At 50.2% G+C, this 17,457-nt stretch carries 14 protein-coding genes; 1 reads left to right on the top strand and 13 read right to left on the bottom strand.

The window, feature by feature from the left end:
- Nucleotides 1–27: 27 nt before the first annotated feature.
- The 4 genes from ACLU9Q_RS13110 to ACLU9Q_RS13095 form a co-directional block, all read right to left on the bottom strand.
- A complete protein-coding gene (locus ACLU9Q_RS13110; protein WP_296831822.1) occupies nucleotides 28–1,086 on the bottom strand; it encodes a sugar ABC transporter substrate-binding protein in 1,059 nt (352 codons plus the stop codon).
- Between the two features lie 74 nt (nucleotides 1,087–1,160).
- Nucleotides 1,161–2,159 carry an ABC transporter permease gene (locus ACLU9Q_RS13105; protein WP_296831824.1) on the bottom strand — a complete coding sequence of 333 codons (999 nt, stop codon included), beginning with the start codon at nucleotides 2,157–2,159 and terminating at the stop codon, nucleotides 1,161–1,163.
- Nucleotides 2,159–3,673: a sugar ABC transporter ATP-binding protein gene (locus tag ACLU9Q_RS13100; protein WP_296831826.1), complete on the bottom strand. Its 1,515-nt coding sequence runs from the start codon at nucleotides 3,671–3,673 to the stop codon at nucleotides 2,159–2,161. The genes ACLU9Q_RS13105 and ACLU9Q_RS13100 overlap by 1 nt, the downstream gene beginning before the upstream one ends.
- 407 nt (nucleotides 3,674–4,080) lie before the next feature.
- Nucleotides 4,081–5,193 (bottom strand): ROK family protein, encoded by a 1,113-nt coding sequence (locus ACLU9Q_RS13095; protein WP_412625389.1) that lies wholly within the window; start codon nucleotides 5,191–5,193, stop codon nucleotides 4,081–4,083.
- Nucleotides 5,194–5,404: 211 nt separating this feature from the next.
- Between ACLU9Q_RS13095 and ACLU9Q_RS13090 the strand changes: the two genes are divergently transcribed.
- Nucleotides 5,405–6,454, top strand: a complete 1,050-nt coding sequence (locus ACLU9Q_RS13090) for a response regulator transcription factor (RefSeq protein WP_296831830.1) — start codon at nucleotides 5,405–5,407, stop codon at nucleotides 6,452–6,454.
- Nucleotides 6,455–6,486: 32 nt separating this feature from the next.
- Here the strand turns inward: ACLU9Q_RS13090 and ACLU9Q_RS13085 are convergent, their stop codons facing one another.
- From ACLU9Q_RS13085 to ACLU9Q_RS13045, 9 genes are all read right to left on the bottom strand, one after another.
- Nucleotides 6,487–7,338 (bottom strand): response regulator transcription factor, encoded by an 852-nt coding sequence (locus ACLU9Q_RS13085; protein WP_296831832.1) that lies wholly within the window; start codon nucleotides 7,336–7,338, stop codon nucleotides 6,487–6,489.
- 22 nt (nucleotides 7,339–7,360) lie between these two features.
- Nucleotides 7,361–8,227, bottom strand: coding sequence for a carbohydrate ABC transporter permease (locus ACLU9Q_RS13080; protein WP_296831834.1), 867 nt, complete (start codon nucleotides 8,225–8,227; stop codon nucleotides 7,361–7,363).
- A gap of 14 nt (nucleotides 8,228–8,241) precedes the next feature.
- The gene (locus tag ACLU9Q_RS13075) at nucleotides 8,242–9,129 is read right to left on the bottom strand and encodes a carbohydrate ABC transporter permease (protein WP_296908460.1); all 888 of its coding nucleotides are present in this window, start codon (nucleotides 9,127–9,129) and stop codon (nucleotides 8,242–8,244) included.
- A gap of 159 nt (nucleotides 9,130–9,288) precedes the next feature.
- Entirely contained in the window at nucleotides 9,289–10,596 is a 1,308-nt protein-coding gene (locus ACLU9Q_RS13070; protein ID WP_296908458.1) for an ABC transporter substrate-binding protein, read from the bottom strand.
- Nucleotides 10,597–10,739: 143 nt separating this feature from the next.
- Nucleotides 10,740–12,518: a sensor histidine kinase gene (locus tag ACLU9Q_RS13065; protein WP_296908456.1), complete on the bottom strand. Its 1,779-nt coding sequence runs from the start codon at nucleotides 12,516–12,518 to the stop codon at nucleotides 10,740–10,742.
- Nucleotides 12,519–12,533: 15 nt separating this feature from the next.
- The gene (locus ACLU9Q_RS13060) at nucleotides 12,534–13,955 is read right to left on the bottom strand and encodes a phosphoglucomutase/phosphomannomutase family protein (protein WP_296908454.1); all 1,422 of its coding nucleotides are present in this window, start codon (nucleotides 13,953–13,955) and stop codon (nucleotides 12,534–12,536) included.
- 46 nt (nucleotides 13,956–14,001) lie between these two features.
- Nucleotides 14,002–16,392 (bottom strand): GH36-type glycosyl hydrolase domain-containing protein, encoded by a 2,391-nt coding sequence (locus tag ACLU9Q_RS13055; RefSeq protein ID WP_296908452.1) that lies wholly within the window; start codon nucleotides 16,390–16,392, stop codon nucleotides 14,002–14,004.
- A gap of 146 nt (nucleotides 16,393–16,538) precedes the next feature.
- The gene (locus ACLU9Q_RS13050) at nucleotides 16,539–17,102 is read right to left on the bottom strand and encodes an NUDIX hydrolase (protein WP_296831844.1); all 564 of its coding nucleotides are present in this window, start codon (nucleotides 17,100–17,102) and stop codon (nucleotides 16,539–16,541) included.
- A gap of 46 nt (nucleotides 17,103–17,148) precedes the next feature.
- Nucleotides 17,149–17,439, bottom strand: a complete 291-nt coding sequence (locus ACLU9Q_RS13045; protein WP_296908450.1) for a hypothetical protein — start codon at nucleotides 17,437–17,439, stop codon at nucleotides 17,149–17,151.
- Nucleotides 17,440–17,457 lie beyond the last annotated feature (18 nt).

Raw genomic sequence — 17,457 nt, 5'->3', positions numbered from 1 at the left:
TACAGATTCATTATATCTTTTTATTACTTACTCTGCAAGTGCATCCTCTGTAAGTTCACCGTTATCGATATAAATCTGGATGAACTCATCAACGTTATCTGCGTTGATTTCCGGAGCTTCCACGAAATCTGCAACATCGGTGTACTCCATTTCGCCATTCAGAACCTTCTCTGCGTATTCCATGTTCAGATTTGCAATTTCTTCTGCATTCTGAAGAGCGGTAGCTGTAAGAAGACCTTCCTTGACTAACATACATCCCTGTGCTGTTCCGTCAACGCCGTATGCCAGGAAATTCGGTGTGCCGTCTTCGTTGATATACTCGGAGTTGTTGCGGATAGCCTCGATTGCACCTGCTGCCATGTTATCATTCATGGAAATGATTGCATCGATGTGGGTTCCGCCCTGTGTCCATGTCTCCATCAGAGTCATAGCCTCATCATTGTTCCAGTTTGCATAATCTTCGTAAAGAATCGTAACATCCGGGCGCTCTGCGAAGAAATAAGTATCCCATGCTTCACGACGCTTTTCTGCGTGATAGTTTCCGGACGGTCCGCGAAGAACAACAACATTTCCATTCTCCGGAACTTCATCTACGGCACGGATCGCACCGCGGGAAGCCTGCTCAACCGGGTCCGCGTCAACAGTACCGGTACCTGCCATAACTGCATTGTCCACTTCCTCGTCGCCAGTTACACCGTCAAGGTCACTCTGATGTGTCGTCGGGTTCGTTGTGATAACCGGGATGCCTGCATCCGCAACCTGCTTTACATACGGAGCCTGTGCCGCATTGTTGTTGGACTGTACGATAACCAGGTCGTATTCTTTTGTAATACAGTCTTCCAGAAGCGTTGCCATTGTGTTGTCATCTGCTTCACCGCTCACGCAGGTAAGCTCAATATCATCATACTGGTCTGCCGCTTTCTTCATGGAATCTGTCAGCCATGCCGCAAAAGTATCTGCACTTGCACGTGCGATGAAACAAACGCGATAGGTTTCTCCTTCTGCAAACGCTGTGAAGCCCGTCATGGATGTTGCCGCAACTGCCGCTGCGATTGTCATTGCCGCCAATTTTCTCATTTTCTTCATTTCTTTTTTCCCATCCTTTCTTTTTTGTAGGTAAATATTGTAAAATAAACACTGCGTCCATGCAGTAACGCATTCTACTTAGCGGAGCTGTTTTCCTTCTTTGTATCGTCCACCGCCATAATCATCTTGCTCGTCTTGCGGCTCTTGCTCATGATATCAAATGCCACGGCAATAACGATAATTGCTCCTTCGATGATATTCTGTATGTAAGAGTTTACACCAAGCAGATTCATGATATTTTCCAGGATACCGATGATAAAAGCACCTGCCACCGTTCCCATAACCGTGCCGACACCGCCGGAGAAAGAGGTTCCGCCCACGATTGCCGCCGTCAGACCGGTCATTTCATAGCCGACCGCACCATTCGGAAGACCCGAATTGTTTCTCGCCATAAAGATCACTCCGGCAAGTCCGGCAAGCATACCGTTTATGAGATACGATTTGTAAATGACCAGCTTTCCGTTGATACCGCTTGCTTCCGCCGCTTTGCGGTTGCCGCCGATTGCATACAGGCTCCGCCCATAACTGGTATGATTGAACATGTACCAGACGGCGATCGTAATCAGTATAACGATGATAACAGGAACCGGCATAAATCCAATCATGCCCTGTCCGATATTGACATATTTGCCAATCTGCAGGATATTTGCTCCGCCGGTAAAGTAAAGAGCAATACCGCGGGCAATCTGCTGCATACCCAGCGTTGCGATAAACGCCGGCACTTCAAACTGTGCAACGAAAATACCGTTAAACAGGTTGCACGCCATACCCACCAGCAGCGCTACCAGAATCGCCAGCGCCATCGAGCCGGTTGCCTTATAAGCAGCTACCGAAAGCACACCTGCCAGCGCAAGTACAGAACCTACCGACAAATCCAGGAATCCGCTGACAATCAGAATCATTTCGCCATAAGCTATCAGAATACCAACGCAGAGCTGTCTGGCAATGTTCATCAGGTTGTTCGTTTTCAGGAAATACGGGCTGAGCAAAGAACAGACCAGAAACATTACAATCAAAACAATAAAAATGGAAAACCTCTGTAAAAAAGCGGAAAGCTGTTTATTTTTGTTCATTATTTATCTCCTTTCCCTGTCTTGCCGAAAAGACCGGTCGCATGCATCATAATGGTTTCCTGTGAAAATTCTTCTCTGTTTAAACATCCCATGATCCTGCCCTGGCACATCACATAAATTCTGTCGCACATACCGATCAGCTCCGGCAGCTCTGAGGACACCATAACAATCGTCTTTCCTTCTTTGACAATATCCGTCATCAGTTTGTATATCTCAAATTTTGCGCCTACATCAATTCCTCTTGTCGGCTCATCCAGAATCATAATCTCCGGATCGCAGAGCATCCATCTTGCCAGCAGAACCTTCTGCGCGTTTCCGCCGGACAGTGAGGCAATCAGTGTATCCAGAGACGGCGTTTTCACATTCATCTTCCGGAAGATCTCGCCCACCTCGCTCCGCTCTTTGCTCTTGTGGTTCTTTCCTGCAAAGAAATAGCGTTTCAGTGATGCGATGCTGGCATTTTCCATAACGCTTCGCACCGGGATGATACCGTATTCTTTCCGGTCCTCCGACAGCATGATCAGCTTTTTCGCAATGGCGTCATGCGGGCTTTTAATCGTCACTTCCTGTCCGTCGATCTTCACTGTGCCGCTGTCCTTGTGGTCCATTCCGAAAATCGCACGCATGACTTCGGTACGCCCCGCGCCTACCAGCCCGGCAAATCCAACAATCTCACCCTTGCGGGCATAAAAATTGATATCTGCAAACATGCCTTTGGAATTAAAATTCTGCACCTCGAAATTCTTTTCGCCAAGCGGAAGGATTTCCTTCGGATAGGCATTGTCCATTTTCCGTCCAACCATACGGGCAATGACTGTTTCAATATCCAGATTCTCCGCCCTGTCCGAGGAAACCACCGCGCCGTCACGGATGATAGTGATGTCATCGGCAATCTGGAATACCTCGTCCATTTTATGCGAGATATAGATGATGCTTACACCCTTTGCCTTCAGCTCCGCAATCTTTTCAAACAGCAGCTTTACCTCTTTCTGTGAGATGGAGGAAGTCGGCTCGTCCATGAGTACCACCTGGGCGTTATTATTAACCGCCTTAATAATCTCCAGCATCTGGATATCGGAAACGGTCAGGGTTTTCAGCTTCTGGTCCGGCGCATAGCTTAAATGCTCTTCTTCCAAAAACTTCTCCGCTTCGCGGCGGACCTTTTTCCAGTCAACCTTCCCAAACTTATTTACCGGCAAACGCCCCATAAACAGGTTTTCTTCTACGGACAGTTCCGATACATAGTTCAGCTCCTGGGCTATCATGGATATCCCGTACTCTCTTGCCTGGAGCGGATTTTTGATTTCGACCGGCTTTTCGTCTATGTAAATCTGCCCTTTGTCTGCCTTGTACAGACCGGTCAAAACCTTCATCAACGTGGATTTTCCTGCGCCGTTTTCCCCGCACAGTGCATGGACGGTACCCTTTCGCACTGCAAAGTCGATATTACTCAGCGCTTTCACCCCAGGGAATGATTTTTCAATTCCGCTTACTCTCAATTTGATTTCATCCATATACTTCGTCCCCTACTTCCCTGAAAACGGATTAACTTGTTAACATAGTTATATACTCTTTTTACAATTTAGTCAATCATTTATTAATCGTTTTACGCAAGTTTGTAAAATCACTCCAAATTTGGTATTATATTTTTGTATATTTTGCCCTATGATTTTCTCTTTTTTCAGCGTTTTTTGATTTTTTTATATTCTTTAAATTTTTACTTAAGAAAAGCATTTTATTTAAGTTAAAAAAATAGATATGCAAAATGCATATCCATTTTCTTCGTTTTTGATGAATTTTGATAATTTTTTGACAAGCAGCACAAAACAATTCGCCAAGTTACTGTTCACTCCGTTCGCAGTAACCTTCGCAGATCCATTTAAAATTCGCTTCGCGAATGGGATTTGCTCACATACCTGTTTCACATCTGCCGTACAAAATCGTCAACGAAATAAAGCGCCGCTCCCACCGCCGACGGCTCGGTGCGGAAGGAACAGATTTTCACATATTCAGCGCTGTTCTCAAACGGCGTCAACTTCTTTACTATCTTTTTAAACTCCTCAACATACTCTTCCATACACGCGCCGACCATACCGCCAAGCACCACGTCACAGTCAAAACACATCCTCAGATTATTGACCGCCAATGCGAGATACTGCATATAATCCTCAAACGCACGGCGGTAACCCCGGTTTCCGGTAGCCTTCATTTCATAGAAAAACTGCTGGATATCCCCATCCGTATAATCCGATAATACTCTCGCGGAACAGTACGCATTCAGACAGCCGCGCCGTCCGCAATAACACTCTTTTCCATTCGGCACAATCGTCATATGACCAAACTCGCCGCCCCGCCAGTTCCGTCCGGTATATACGCGGTTCATTAGGACAGCGCCGCCCACGCTGTTGCTCAGGGACAGATATACCATCGGCTGCTGCTTTCCGCGCGCCTGCAGCTCCGTCCAGCCCGCCGCATTTGCATCGTTGAACAGACGCACCGGATACGGCAGCTTTTTCTGCATCTGCACATAAAAATCATCCGGAATATCGATGACCTTTGAATAAGAAATCATATTTTCCCGCTCATTTACAATCGCCGGCAGCGATATGCCAACGCCAAGGAATTTCTCCGGGTCGACTTCATTTTTTTCCAGTATCATTCTCACATGATTCGCCAGCATTTCGTAGTAATCGTCCGCATCACGAAACAGCACATGCGTCTTTACCGAATCCAGAATATTCAGCTTTAAATCGGTCAGCACCACCGAGACATGCGTCTGTGTAACGTCCATTCCCACTGCCAGCCTTGCCTCCGGCACAATACTGAGCATATTTGCTTTGCGTCCGCCGGTGGATTCAAACTCCCCGGCATTAAAAATCAGCCCGCCCTCCCTCAGATAATTCAGATTCTGCGTCACCGTCGGAAGGCTGATGCCAAGATCCGCCGCAACCATCTGCCGTGAGCTTGTTTCGTTTCTATAAATATGGCGGTATACATCTCCGATGTTCCGCGCCGTTCCTCTGTAATCCTCCAATGTTTCTTCTCCTATTTCACAATGTTCAATATTAACTATAGACCATTTCAGGAAAAAGCGCAAATATATAATTTGTACCTGCCGTATATTTTTTCATTCTATACACCAAAATCATTTTTGCCTGAGTTGGCTTGAGTTTTACCAAAAAATCAGTTAAAATTAATTCTGGAATGTCACATACAAACCAGGACAGCCAAAACGGAGGAGCCAGATGTACAAGATTCTTCTTGCAGACAATGAGGGCGTTGTTTTAAATGCGCTTATTAATATGATTCACAGTCATTTTCATGAGAACTGTGATATCCGCGTGTCAAAGACGACGCTTTATACGCGGACGCTTGCGCGCAAGTTTGTTCCGGATATCGCCATCATCAACATTCAGATGCCCGGTATGCGGGGCTTTGAAGTGGTGCGCGAAATCCGCTCTTATCATTTAAAATGCCTGTTTATCACAGTGTCTGCCTCCGACAAAGCGTATTATCACACAGAATCAAAAAATCTGAACATCCTTGCGCACCTTACGAAGCCTCTGTTCCGCGAAAAGGTGCTGCCTGTACTGGAGACGGCGATTTCCATGGTCGCTCATTCGCAGAAACGCCAGCAGCAGAACCGCATGGTACAGGAACGCTTTGACGCTGCTGTCCCGGTAGTAGAGCACGGTCTGATCAACCAGCTGTTTTTCCCGGACAGCTATGTAAAGTCACTGAAACAATATAAGACGCTTCTGGGGATTTCCCAGAATTACGGACGCATTGTCACGATAACATTTGGTGAACTGCCCCCCTCCGCAGACAGCCCGCACGTTCCGGCCGCAGCAGGGACAGCCCGTTCCGGCGATTCCGCAGCGGATCCCGGCAAAGTGCGCTCTTCCATTTCCGCAGATGAAAGTAAAGCATCACATACCGCAGAGCCCGGCAGCTATGACCGTGCCGCCATGCGCGCGCTTTTGCAGCAGAAAAAAGATGCCCTGCAAAACCCGGTCGGTTCTGCCGTGCATCTTCAGAAGGATTATATGAAGTTTCGGGAAACGGTACTGGAAAGCATCCCACAGGCTGTCATCGGTCCCGTGATGGGAAATCACGTGCTTCTGCTTGTGCCCTGCTGGAAGAATGCGGAAACCTCTAAAGAATATTTCACGACGCTCCGCACGCTGAACGCACTCACAGAATCATTGGAGGATGTCTTTGACGGACTGTCTTTCTGTATTGAAGCCGCGCCGGTTGCGCCGCTCACGGAATTGCAGGCGCCGTCTACCCTCTAATACGAATGCGTCTTCCATGCAAATCGCGCCGCTTACTTTAACCGGTTGCGGAATTCATTTGCGGAGATTCCCGTCACCTTCTTAAACACGCGCGAGAAATGCGCCATATCCACAAATCCCACCTGCTCCGCCACATCGCCCACGCGCAGTGCCGGATCTTCCAGAAGCTTTTTCGCTTCCTCCACACGGATACTGTTCATCAGCTCGGAAAAGCTCTGCCCGGTATGACTGTTCAGCAGCTTGCTCAGATGCCACTGACTGACAAAAATGCTGTCGGCGACATCGGTGAGCGTCACTTTATGCCGGTAATTCTTCCGCATATATTCAAGAGCTTTGTTCACCAGAAAACTGCCCGCCGCTGTTTTTGTCTCACCCGTCTCCCGCAGATTTTCCCCGGTTTTCTTTCCCGGATCACTGCGCCTCCCGGGCTTTGCTTCGTTCTCCGGATCACCCGGCTTCCCCGGAGGATTTTGCGCGATTTCCTCACGCTCTTCCCCGGTAATTCCGCGCCTTTGCAGGTTCTGCACCATCACACGCAGCGCCTCCTCCAGCTCTTCCATATTAGACGGCTTTAAGATAAACCGCGTCACGCCCAGCTTAATCGCCTCCTGCGCCAGCTCAAAATCGCGGTAGCCAGTCAGGATCGTAAGCTGCGTATCCTCAAACTCCGATTTGAGCGCCGCCGCCATCAAAAGCCCGTTCATCCTGGGCATGTAGATATCCGAAAAAATAATGTCCGGCCGCTGCTCGCGGATCACCGCCAGCCCCTCGATGCCATCCTCCGCCGTTCCCACCACTCTGCACCCATACTTCTCCCACGGTACAAGCTTTGTGAGACCTTTCACGATGATCGGCTCGTCATCCACCACCACTACCTTATACATTGCGCTCCCTCCTGTATACAGTCTAACCCTTGATCGCCCCCGCTGTCATCCCTTTTATGATATATTTCTGCAAAAATGCATAGATGATAATTACCGGAACGACCACGATCGTCACCGCCGCAGCCATCAGACCGTAGTTGGTGCCCTCCATCGCCGTCAATTCCTTGAGCAGGCGGGTGATCGCCCACTGCGGCTGGATGCGCAGGAAGAAGGTCTGCGTAAACAAATCATTGTAGCTCCAGAGGAAGGAGAAGATCGCCACCGTCGCGAACGACGGCTTTGTCATCGGCACCACGATTTTTGTAAAAATCTTAAAGGTCGTGCAGCCTTCCATATAAGCCGCCTCCTCCAGCTCGATTGGGAGCGAGCGGATATAGCCCGACAGCACGATGATCGCAAAAGAAAGGTTTCCGGCAATCTGCGGCAGCGCGCAGGAAAACAGCGAGATCCAACGGTTGCTCGTGTTCACCAGCCCCCAGGAAGCCTCCATGCGGAACACCGGAACGATTGTGGAAAACGCCGGAAACATCATGCTTCCCACCACGACTGACATCAGGAACTCCCGTCCCTTAAACTGATAGCGAACCAACGCAAACGCGGCAAGCCCCGCAAGCGCCATCACCACCACCGTCACCGTGCCGGACAGGATCAGGCTGTTCACGTAAGCCCCCAGGATCGGAACGCGGTCGAACGCCCTCCTGTAATTCGCCAGCGTAAACAGCTCCCCGACCGGCATTGAGAAGGAATTTGCAAGGATCTCGTTTTTTACTTTAAAAGAATTTATTGCCACCCAGAATAGTGGATAGATCGTGGTAAGTGCCCAGAATATCAGCACCGCATACACCGGAACCTGCCAAAGCCCGCTGCCGTTTCTTGATTTTTTACGCATTCCTCTCCCTCCTCTCAATAGTCCTTCTCTTTAAATACCGCATTCACGATTTTCGCCGACACAATACCCAGAATAACGATCAGCACCGCGATCGCACAGCCGTAATCCGTGTTGCGCGACTCCACCGCATGATAATACATGTAGGTGCTGGTCAGCCAGGTCGAGTTGAGCGGCATCCCCTTCGGGAACATGATCCACGGCAGGTCAAACGCCTTCAGCGCGCCGGTAACGGCAAGCACCACGCAGGTACAGAGAACATTATGCAGCAAAGGCAGCGTGATGTATCGGATTCTCTGCCATCTTGTCGCCCCGTCGATCGACGCCACTTCATATAAATCATCTGAGATATTATTTAGTCCCGTCACAATAATCACAAAATAAAATCCAACATACTGCCACATAACCGGAAGCAGCATCGTCACGAGTGCGCGGCTCTTATCCTTCCAGTCGATCAGCTCCGTTCTTCCAAAAAGCTCCAGAAACTGGTTCACCATGCCCTTGTCACGCAGGAACACCAGGTTAAATAAAAGACCAAGCGCCGTCGCCGAAATAACGATCGGGAAGAAATAAACCACCCGGAAAAACTTCTTTCCGACGGTGATCTGGTCGACCATGATCGCCAGCACCAGCGCGATCCCCACCTGGAACACCACGGTTGAAGCCATCAGGATCAGCGTGTTTTTCAGCGCAGTCCACAGATTTTTGTCATGCAGCATCTCCGTGTAGTTAGAATACCACGGATCGAGAAAGCCCTTGCCCTGCGCTGCCAGACCGCCAATATTCTGGAAGCTGTTCAGAATATTCATGACGAACGGATAATGCAGAAACACGACCATAAATGCAAACGCCGGAACCAGAAAAAACAGCAGCGGCTTTTTGTTTCGATAAATATTTGCTCCCATTTTTACCTCCCATCCAGAAACAGAGAATGTTTCCGTTCCCTGTTTTCCATTAGAAAAGGGACACTGCAAACTCCCTATCCTATTTGCAATGCCCCCGATTTACCCGCGTCCGGCGTTTCTGTCTGCGAAAACCTCACCGCAGGTTATGCTCTTTGTTACTTACTGTCCATTGTAGATTGCAAGACCTTCTGCCACTGCATCTTCTGCTGACACTTCGCCCGTCACGATCTGCGGCATTCCGTCGAAGGTGGATACTCTGCATTCGCCGTTGAACAGATCCTGTACCGCGCCAGTCAGAGAGGTTACGCCCGACATCATCTCCATTGCCTTCACCTGCAGGGAGTTGAATGTGGATTCGTCTACCTCCGGAGCTGCCTTCAGAGCAGACGCCGTGTGCTGTGCAAATTTTGCTACCATCTCGTCGCTTGTCATATATTCTACGAAGCTGACTGCCGCTTCGCGCTTTGCATCGTCTTCCCATGCCGCCGTGCTGATGTAATAGCCCATGGACAGACCGCCGATCAGATCGGTTGCTTTTCTTTCGCCCTTGCCCGGCACATAGGTTACGGTAAATTTGTCGAGCTTTTCCGTATCCAGTGTGGATGCGTCCTCCGGATCAGACTGGCATGCGCCTGCAATGCCGCCAACCTTCCAGGAACCGTCGATAAGGAATGCTGCCTTGCCGTCGATAAAGGAAGCGAAGGTTTCATCATCCGTTGCGGAAAGCGTATTTTCCGGGAAATAACCTGCTTCATACAGCGCCTTGATGTCTTCCATGCCGTTTACCCATGCGCCTGCCTCTTCGATGGAAGCCGGAATCGTCAGATGATTTACCACATCGCCATTGTTGAAGATACAGAATTCCCACCAGTAATGCGGAATATTGCCAAGAGCCGCCGCGATCGGGGAATAACCCGCGTCTTTAATCTTCTGGCAGTCTGCAAGGAATGCGTCCCAGGTGTAGTCTGCGCCCGGAACCTCAACGCCCGCTGCCTCCAGCACCTCCGTATTCACAAACATTGCTTCCCAGTATCCGTTTACGGGAACCGCGTATCTGATTCCATCCACAATAGACGGCGTGATCAGATCGTCGTTCATGTTTGCGGCATACTCCGGATACGTCTCGCGGATGGTGTCGATAGAAACAACCTTGCCCGCCTCGATAAAGGAATTTGCATCTGCGCCGTTAAAGAAAAACAGTACATCGGGATCCGCGCCGGTCTGGAAATCCATTTCCACACGTGCTTTAAATGTTTCGTCTGACGTTGCGGAAGCGTCGTTTACTTTATTTCCGGTAGACTCTTCCCAGGCTGCCACAGCATCCTTAAAATTCTGTGCGTTTCCGTCCTCGCCGGCGAACGTCGTCGTCACGTTCAGCTCCACGCCCTCTGCCTGCACGGTTGCTGCTCCTGCCAGCATCGAAAGCGCCATTACGCCCGCCATCATGCATCCTAATCTCTTCTTCATTTCATACCCTCCAGTCTTTTTTATAATTTCGTTTCGGTTGCTTTGTAATGTTATTATGCCCTATCCTTCGTGAAATTTGAATAACTGGAGCTGTGATTTATTGTATTTTCTTGTCATTCTTTACAAAGCAATTGTTTCTCTGTCTATACATCTTTTTCATATGTGACATCAAGGCTTCCTCTGCTATACGGTATCGTAAGCTTCGCGCACACGCGCCCGTCCGCCATCTCCGTAATAGAAAGTCCGCACGGCTCCCCGAAAAGAATCCGCAAGCGCTGATTCACATTCGCAATGCCAAGATTTCCGCTCTTCTCGCTGCGGCTGCTATAATCCGGCGCGAGCAGACGCGCTATTTTTTCTTTGTCCTCCGGCGTCATTCCGCCGTCGTTCTGCGTTTCCAGATATAAATAATTTTCATCACGATAACCGCGTATCACGATCAGACCGGATTTATTCGGCACCACGCCGTGTTCAATCGCGTTTTCGATCACCGGCTGCAGGATCAGCCGCGGCACCATGCAGTCCAGCAGTTCTTCCGGAATGTCCGTCATTACTGTGAGACGTTCGCCCAGACGCTCTTTTGTGATATATAAATAGGAATTCACATATCGCATTTCCTCCGACAGCCGCACCTCCGGGCATTTCCGGCGATCGAGTGCCGCATCCAGCACATCCGACAACGCCCCGATCATGCCGGAAACCTTCTCGTCTCCGTTCAGACGCGCTTCCCAGTTGATGATCTCCAGCGTGTTGTTCAGGAAATGCGGATTAATATGTGACTGCAGCGCCATGATCTTCGCCTCGCGCAGCGCCACCTCCTCCTCATAAATGCGGTCAAACTGCTGCTTTAAGTGGCTCGACATCTCATTGAAGTTGTTTCTCAGATAGGAAAACTCCTGGTTTGCCGAAATTTCCTGTACCTGGTAGCCGATCTCCCCATTTTCAATATGTCTTGCGCCATCGCTTAAAAGCTGCACCGGGATCGTCACCTGCCTGCGCACCGCAGCGATCATTACCAGAAGCAGAGGGATCAGGCTAAGCAGCAGTCCGCCCATCACATATTGATAACCGTAGAAAGGATATTTTGTGATCTCTTTTTGCATCCGCATCACCGTTTCCAGTCGAAAGCTGTTTCCAAAACGGCTGTCGGAGACATACAATCTTCCGCCGCTCCATGCAAATGCCTCCTGTTTCTCCTGCTCTTCCCACCAGCCTTTCACCAGTCCGTCCCGGTCGTGAAAGCTCAGCTCCAGATCATTCAGCTTCAGATAAACACCGTCCCCGGATGGATACTGTGCCAGGCTTTGAAAACAGTATTCTTTATTCAGGCGGATCGCCAGCACGCCCTTTTTCTGAAAATTGCTGTCCACCAGATTGCGGATCAGATAAAGCCTGCCGTCCCGCAGAAGAAATCCTACCTTCGTATCCAGATTTTCCGCATAGCTCCTGATTTCATCAACATCGCGTTCCTGAAAGGTTTTTGATTTCTGGTAGCTCCCCTCCGCGCCCACGTTGTAGACACTGTAAAACGTCTCCGGATCGCTGTAGAACCACAGGAAGGTACAGGAAGCGGCGGCATTTTTCAGATAATGTGCCGCCAGATAATTCATATACTCCCTTCGCGCTGCAATCTCCGTCAGGGCGCCCGCCTCCGCACGGCTGTGCGCATCCAGGAGCTGCCCGTCATACGACGCCTGCCTCGACGCTTCCACCGCCGCATTCAGACGCTCCATACAGATCGTGTTATTAAATTCAAGCTGGTTCCGGAAATTCTCCGCCGTCTCTGCTCCGTTGTTCGACGCCACATAAACCACCATCACACCGAACATCACAGAAAAAGGAATCAGCCAGCAAAGCAGCAGGATTCCGACCAGCCTCCATTTCATAGAGTATCTTTTTCTGCTTCTGACTGATTCCTTCATATGAGTTCCTTTCATTTATAAATATACACTCAAAAATTCCTTAAAGATACGGCAGTATTTTTTCGCCTCATCCTCATTTTTCATCTCGCAGAAGATGCGCAGCAGCGGCTCGGTGCCGGAGAAGCGCACGATGATCCAGCCGCCATTTTCGAAATATACCTTGCAGCCGTCCAGATAGGAAACCTTCTCGATCGGGATATCGAATGCCGGAAGCTGTTTTTCTTCCATGAGAATCCGCATCAGATCACTCTTTTTGGCCGCCGAAAATGCAAACGACGTTTCTTCCATATACAGGCTGCCGTACTGCTCCACGATTTCCGCGTAAAGCTCAGAAAGACGCTTGCCGGACACTGCTACCATCTCCACGAGCAGCGACGCCGCATAGATGCCGTCCTTGCCGTTGATATGTCCGCGCACCGTCAGACCGCCGGAGGATTCGCCGCCGATCACCGCGTTCGTCTCCGTCATCTTCGCTGAAATGTGCTTAAAGCCTACCGGCACCTCATAGCAGGTCTCCCCAAAAGAATCTGCAATCCGGTCAAGCGTGTGCGTGGTAGCGACATTGCGCACCGCCGGGCCCGTCCAGCCCTTGTATTTCAGAAGATAATAGTACAGCAGCACCAGAATGTCGTTCGCGTGAAGATAGCGTCCCTGATCGTCCACCACGCCGAGCCGGTCCGCGTCGCCGTCCGTGGCGATTCCAAGATCACATTCCATTTCTGTGACATACGTGCGGAGCTCCGTCAGCGCCTCTTTGCTCGGCGCCGGCATTCTGCGCCCGAACAGGGTGTCATGCGCCTCGTGGATCAGATCGATCTCGCACCGCGCCGTCGAGAGAATCGTCTTGATCGATGTCTGGCTGACGCCGTACATCGGATCCAGAACAATATGTAACCCGCGGTCGCGGATTGCTCTCATATTAATTTTGTCAATAATGTTGTCCAGGTACTCGTTCAGCGGGTTAAACTCCGTCACCAGTCCCTCTTTTTTCGCCTGCGCATACTCGATGTACGCGATGCTTCCCTGCGGCTCCACCTCCGCGGCGATCGCCTCGATCTCGTCAGTCTGCTCCACACTGGCGTCCCTGCCGCCATAGGTAAACACCTTAAAACCGTTATAGATCGCCGGATTATGACTCGCCGTCACCATCATGCCATAATGCATCTGATGCTTTTCCACATAAAACATCACCAGCGGCGTCGGTGAGGAACGATTGACAAACCAGCAATGGATGCCCTCTGCCGCAAACACCTCGCACGCCCATTTCACCGCTTCTTTCGAAAGGAACCGCCTGTCATAGCCGATAACGATGCCCTCGTCTGCTATGCCCTCGCGCTTCATCTTAATAGACATCGATTTTGCAAGAAGCTGGATATTCTGTCTTGTAAACCCATCCCCGATGACGGCACGCCAGCCGCCCGTTCCAAACTTTATCATATGCCTTCTCCTTCCTTCTGTGCTGCAATATAGCTTTCTGTACACATCACCCCATGATTACCACAATCTCATGTTCCGTTTCTGCCGCAAACACCGGAATTTTTTCTGCCCGCTCCCCGTCCACAGAAATCTCCTTTACCCCCTTAGAGATATGCTGCGGATTTTTCACCTGGATATGATAAGTGGCGCCCCGCCATTTGCGCACTGCCTCGAAGCCGTCCCACGCCTTTGGAATACACGGATCAATCTGCAGCTCGTCCATCTGCGGACGGATTCCAAGCATGTATCTGGTTGCTGAAAAATACGCCCAGCCTCCGCTTCCGGTCATGAACGGATGCCGCGCCCGTCCAAATGCCGTGTGCTCTTTTCCCATGATAAACTGGCAGTAGGAATACGGCTCCGACTCACGGATCTCTATCATGTCGTTCTGCCTGCAGGGACACAATGCCTCATAAAATTTCATTGCGCGGTCGCCTCTTCCAAGCCTGCACTCCGCCGCCCACGCCCAGGGATTCGGATGGCTGAAGATTGCCCCGTTTTCCTTCACGCCCGGATACACCCTGGTGACAAAGCCGACCTCCTCATCCGGCACAGTGTACGACGGACCGTTCAGCATAATTCCGTACTGCGTGTACAGGTATTTGTCCACGCTGTCCATTGCCCGCTCGCCCTGCTCCTGCGTAGCCGCGCCAGAAAGCACTGCCCAGGCGTTTGATTCCAGATGGATCTTCCCTTCTTTATCCTCGCTGGTGCCAATGCGCCGTCCGCTTTTTGTGATGCCGCGGATAAACCACTCCTGATCCCAGAGCTGCGTCTGACATATTGTTTTTACGTGCTCGTACATTGTGTGATATTTCGTGATATCCTCTGTCATTCCTTTGAGCTTTGCCGCCTCCAGAAAATGCTCCAGCGCCCACACATGCAGGAAGGAAACCAGCGCGCTCTCCCCTCCGCCAAGGTTCAGGCAATCGTTCCAGTCCGCACGCAGCCCCAGGCAGACGCCGTGCGCGCCGACCTGCTCCGCAGAGAAATCCAGTATCCGCTTCATATGCTCGTAAACGGTTCCCTCTCCCTCATCCGCGTAGGGGATTACCTCATCGAGAAACCCTTTCTCACCCGTCTCCCGGATGTACTCCATGATAGAAGGAATCAGCCAGAGCGCGTCGTCCGAGCAGGTGTCCTTCAGGCCATGAATGCGATCGTTTTTATCTGGCACCGGAATCACCGTCGGCGAGGCAAACGGGCGCGCCTCCTCCTGCGGTTCAAACCATGCCGGATCGAATAAATGCAATCCATAACCCTTCGACACAAGCCCATTTAAAAGCTGAACGATCCGCTGCCGGCATTTTTCCGGGTTCGAATGCGGCACCGTCATAGCATCCTGCGCCGTGTCGCGATAGCCCAGCCCTGTGCGCCCACCCACCTCGATAAAGGACGCGAAGCGCGAAAACAATATGTTAATTTCCGACTGATACAGATTCCAGGTGTTCAGCATAGTATTCATGTCGTCGCTTGGCGTCTTTACCTGCAGTCTGGAAAGCTTATCCTCCCAGTACGCCGCCAGTTTTTCGGCCGCCTCATCGATATTTTCCATTATACTATATTTTTCGCGGATTGTCTTTGCATCTTCTCTTTTTCCTTCACCGAGCATAAACACCAGCCGGATTTCCTCTCCGGGCTTTAAAATAATGCGTTTCTGCAAAGCTCCGCAGTGATTTCCGCCCTTTTCATGCGTACCGCCGCAAACACCTTTTTCCACTGCGATCGGATTACTCTCCGTCCGATACGCGCCGATAAATTTATCGCGCACACAGTCGAAACCGTCCGGAACAAAATTTGCCGTAAAATACTGATAGCCAAACTCCTCATAAAATAAATCGTACTCGATGATGCCGTCCTCGCAGGAGGAGCCGGAGGCGTACAGGCTCATCTGGAAGTTCTGGTTATCCATGTCGATATGGTGGAATGAAAATTCGCAGTAGGAAAAGACGCTCAAATGCCGCTCCCCGGCGCTCTCATTTTTAATCTTCACATCCCACAGCTCCACGTTGTCTCCCAGAGGAATCATCAGGCGCTGCGATGCCTTAATCCCCTTGTACTCACATTCATATGTGGAATAAGAAAGCCCGTGCCTGCAGCAATAAGTTGCTTTATCAAGCGGCTTCCCGACCGGCTGCCAGGAAATACTCCAGTAATCGCCGTCCGCCTCATCGCGCAGATACACGTAATGCCCCGGACGGTCCATCGGCACCCCGTTCGGACGGAATCGTGTGATGCGGTGATACTGCGGCGTCTTGTAAAAAAGATAACCGCCCGCCGTGTGGTTCACCACCGCACACATATCCTCCACCCCGATGTAATTCGTCCAGGAAACCGGCACGTCGACGCGGTCAATGCAGTATTCCCGGTTCTTCTCGTCAAAATATCCATATCTCATTTAAGCTTTCCCCCTTTTATGCAATACCCAAAATCATATGAGTTACCCGAAAAATGAGTCTCCATCATATAATAATTATAACGAAAAACGACACTCATAAAAGTGCCGTTTGTGGTATCTTTTGACTGCTGTTGCATAATTTGGTTTCATGCCAGACGTCTGCATTTTTCTACAAGCTTTTTATATATCCGATCGACCATCCACTTCTCGCTCGGCGCCGTCAGCGCCTCCTCAAAAGAAAACCATTTCACCGCCTGATTTTCTTCTTCGTTTACCAGCAGCGTATCTTTTTCGTCCGCTTCCGCAAGATAAGTGACATTCAGATGCAGATGACTTGGCACATACATGCCTCTTTTTATGTGACCATCCACCGTCAGACTTTCCAGGCTGAAAATGTCCCGGCTGACCAGCGACGCATGCTTTACGCCGGTCTCCTCCGTAAGCTCCCGCAGCGCCACGGACGCCAGATCCCCGATCCCGTCCGCATGTCCGCCGCTCCATGACCAGGAATCATAAATATTATGATACACCATCAGGATCTTCGTATGTTCTTTATTGACCGTCCATGTGGACGCCGAAAAATGCGCCACCAGATTTTCCCTCTCCAGATAATCAGAGCAGCTCCTGATGTAGCGCAGCATCAGCTCCCGGTCACGCGTTTCCTGCTCGTTAAATGGCTGATACCGTTCGATTTCTTCATATAAGCCCATTATTATTCTCCTATCCCGCATTCCAACTTTTCATTGCTGATCAGCATCAGCAGCAAACATCACGCGGCACCTGAGAAAAATTAATATTCTGCTCCATCGCCGCCTTATTCAGCCACGCCGGAATTGTCAATGTCTTTTTTACCGATTTGTTAAAATGCTGTCTGGCATATTCTTCCACATCTACAGCAACCATATTCACAAACTCTTCCTGCACATCCAACTCCAGCTCACGCTGAACATCCGCAAGCAAAGAATCACTTAATTCAGAAGCATCCGGAACAGGTTCCCCATCCATTTTACAAGAATAGAGATATCCTGCAAGGCAATCCACCGCCATTGAAAATTTTTCTCGTTT

Origin of the sequence: Marvinbryantia sp., assembly GCF_047017445.1 — a bacterium.
Lineage (GTDB): Bacteria > Bacillota > Clostridia > Lachnospirales > Lachnospiraceae > Marvinbryantia.
Note: the sequence above shows the minus strand (reverse complement) of the source record. Positions and strands in the feature narration are given on the sequence as shown.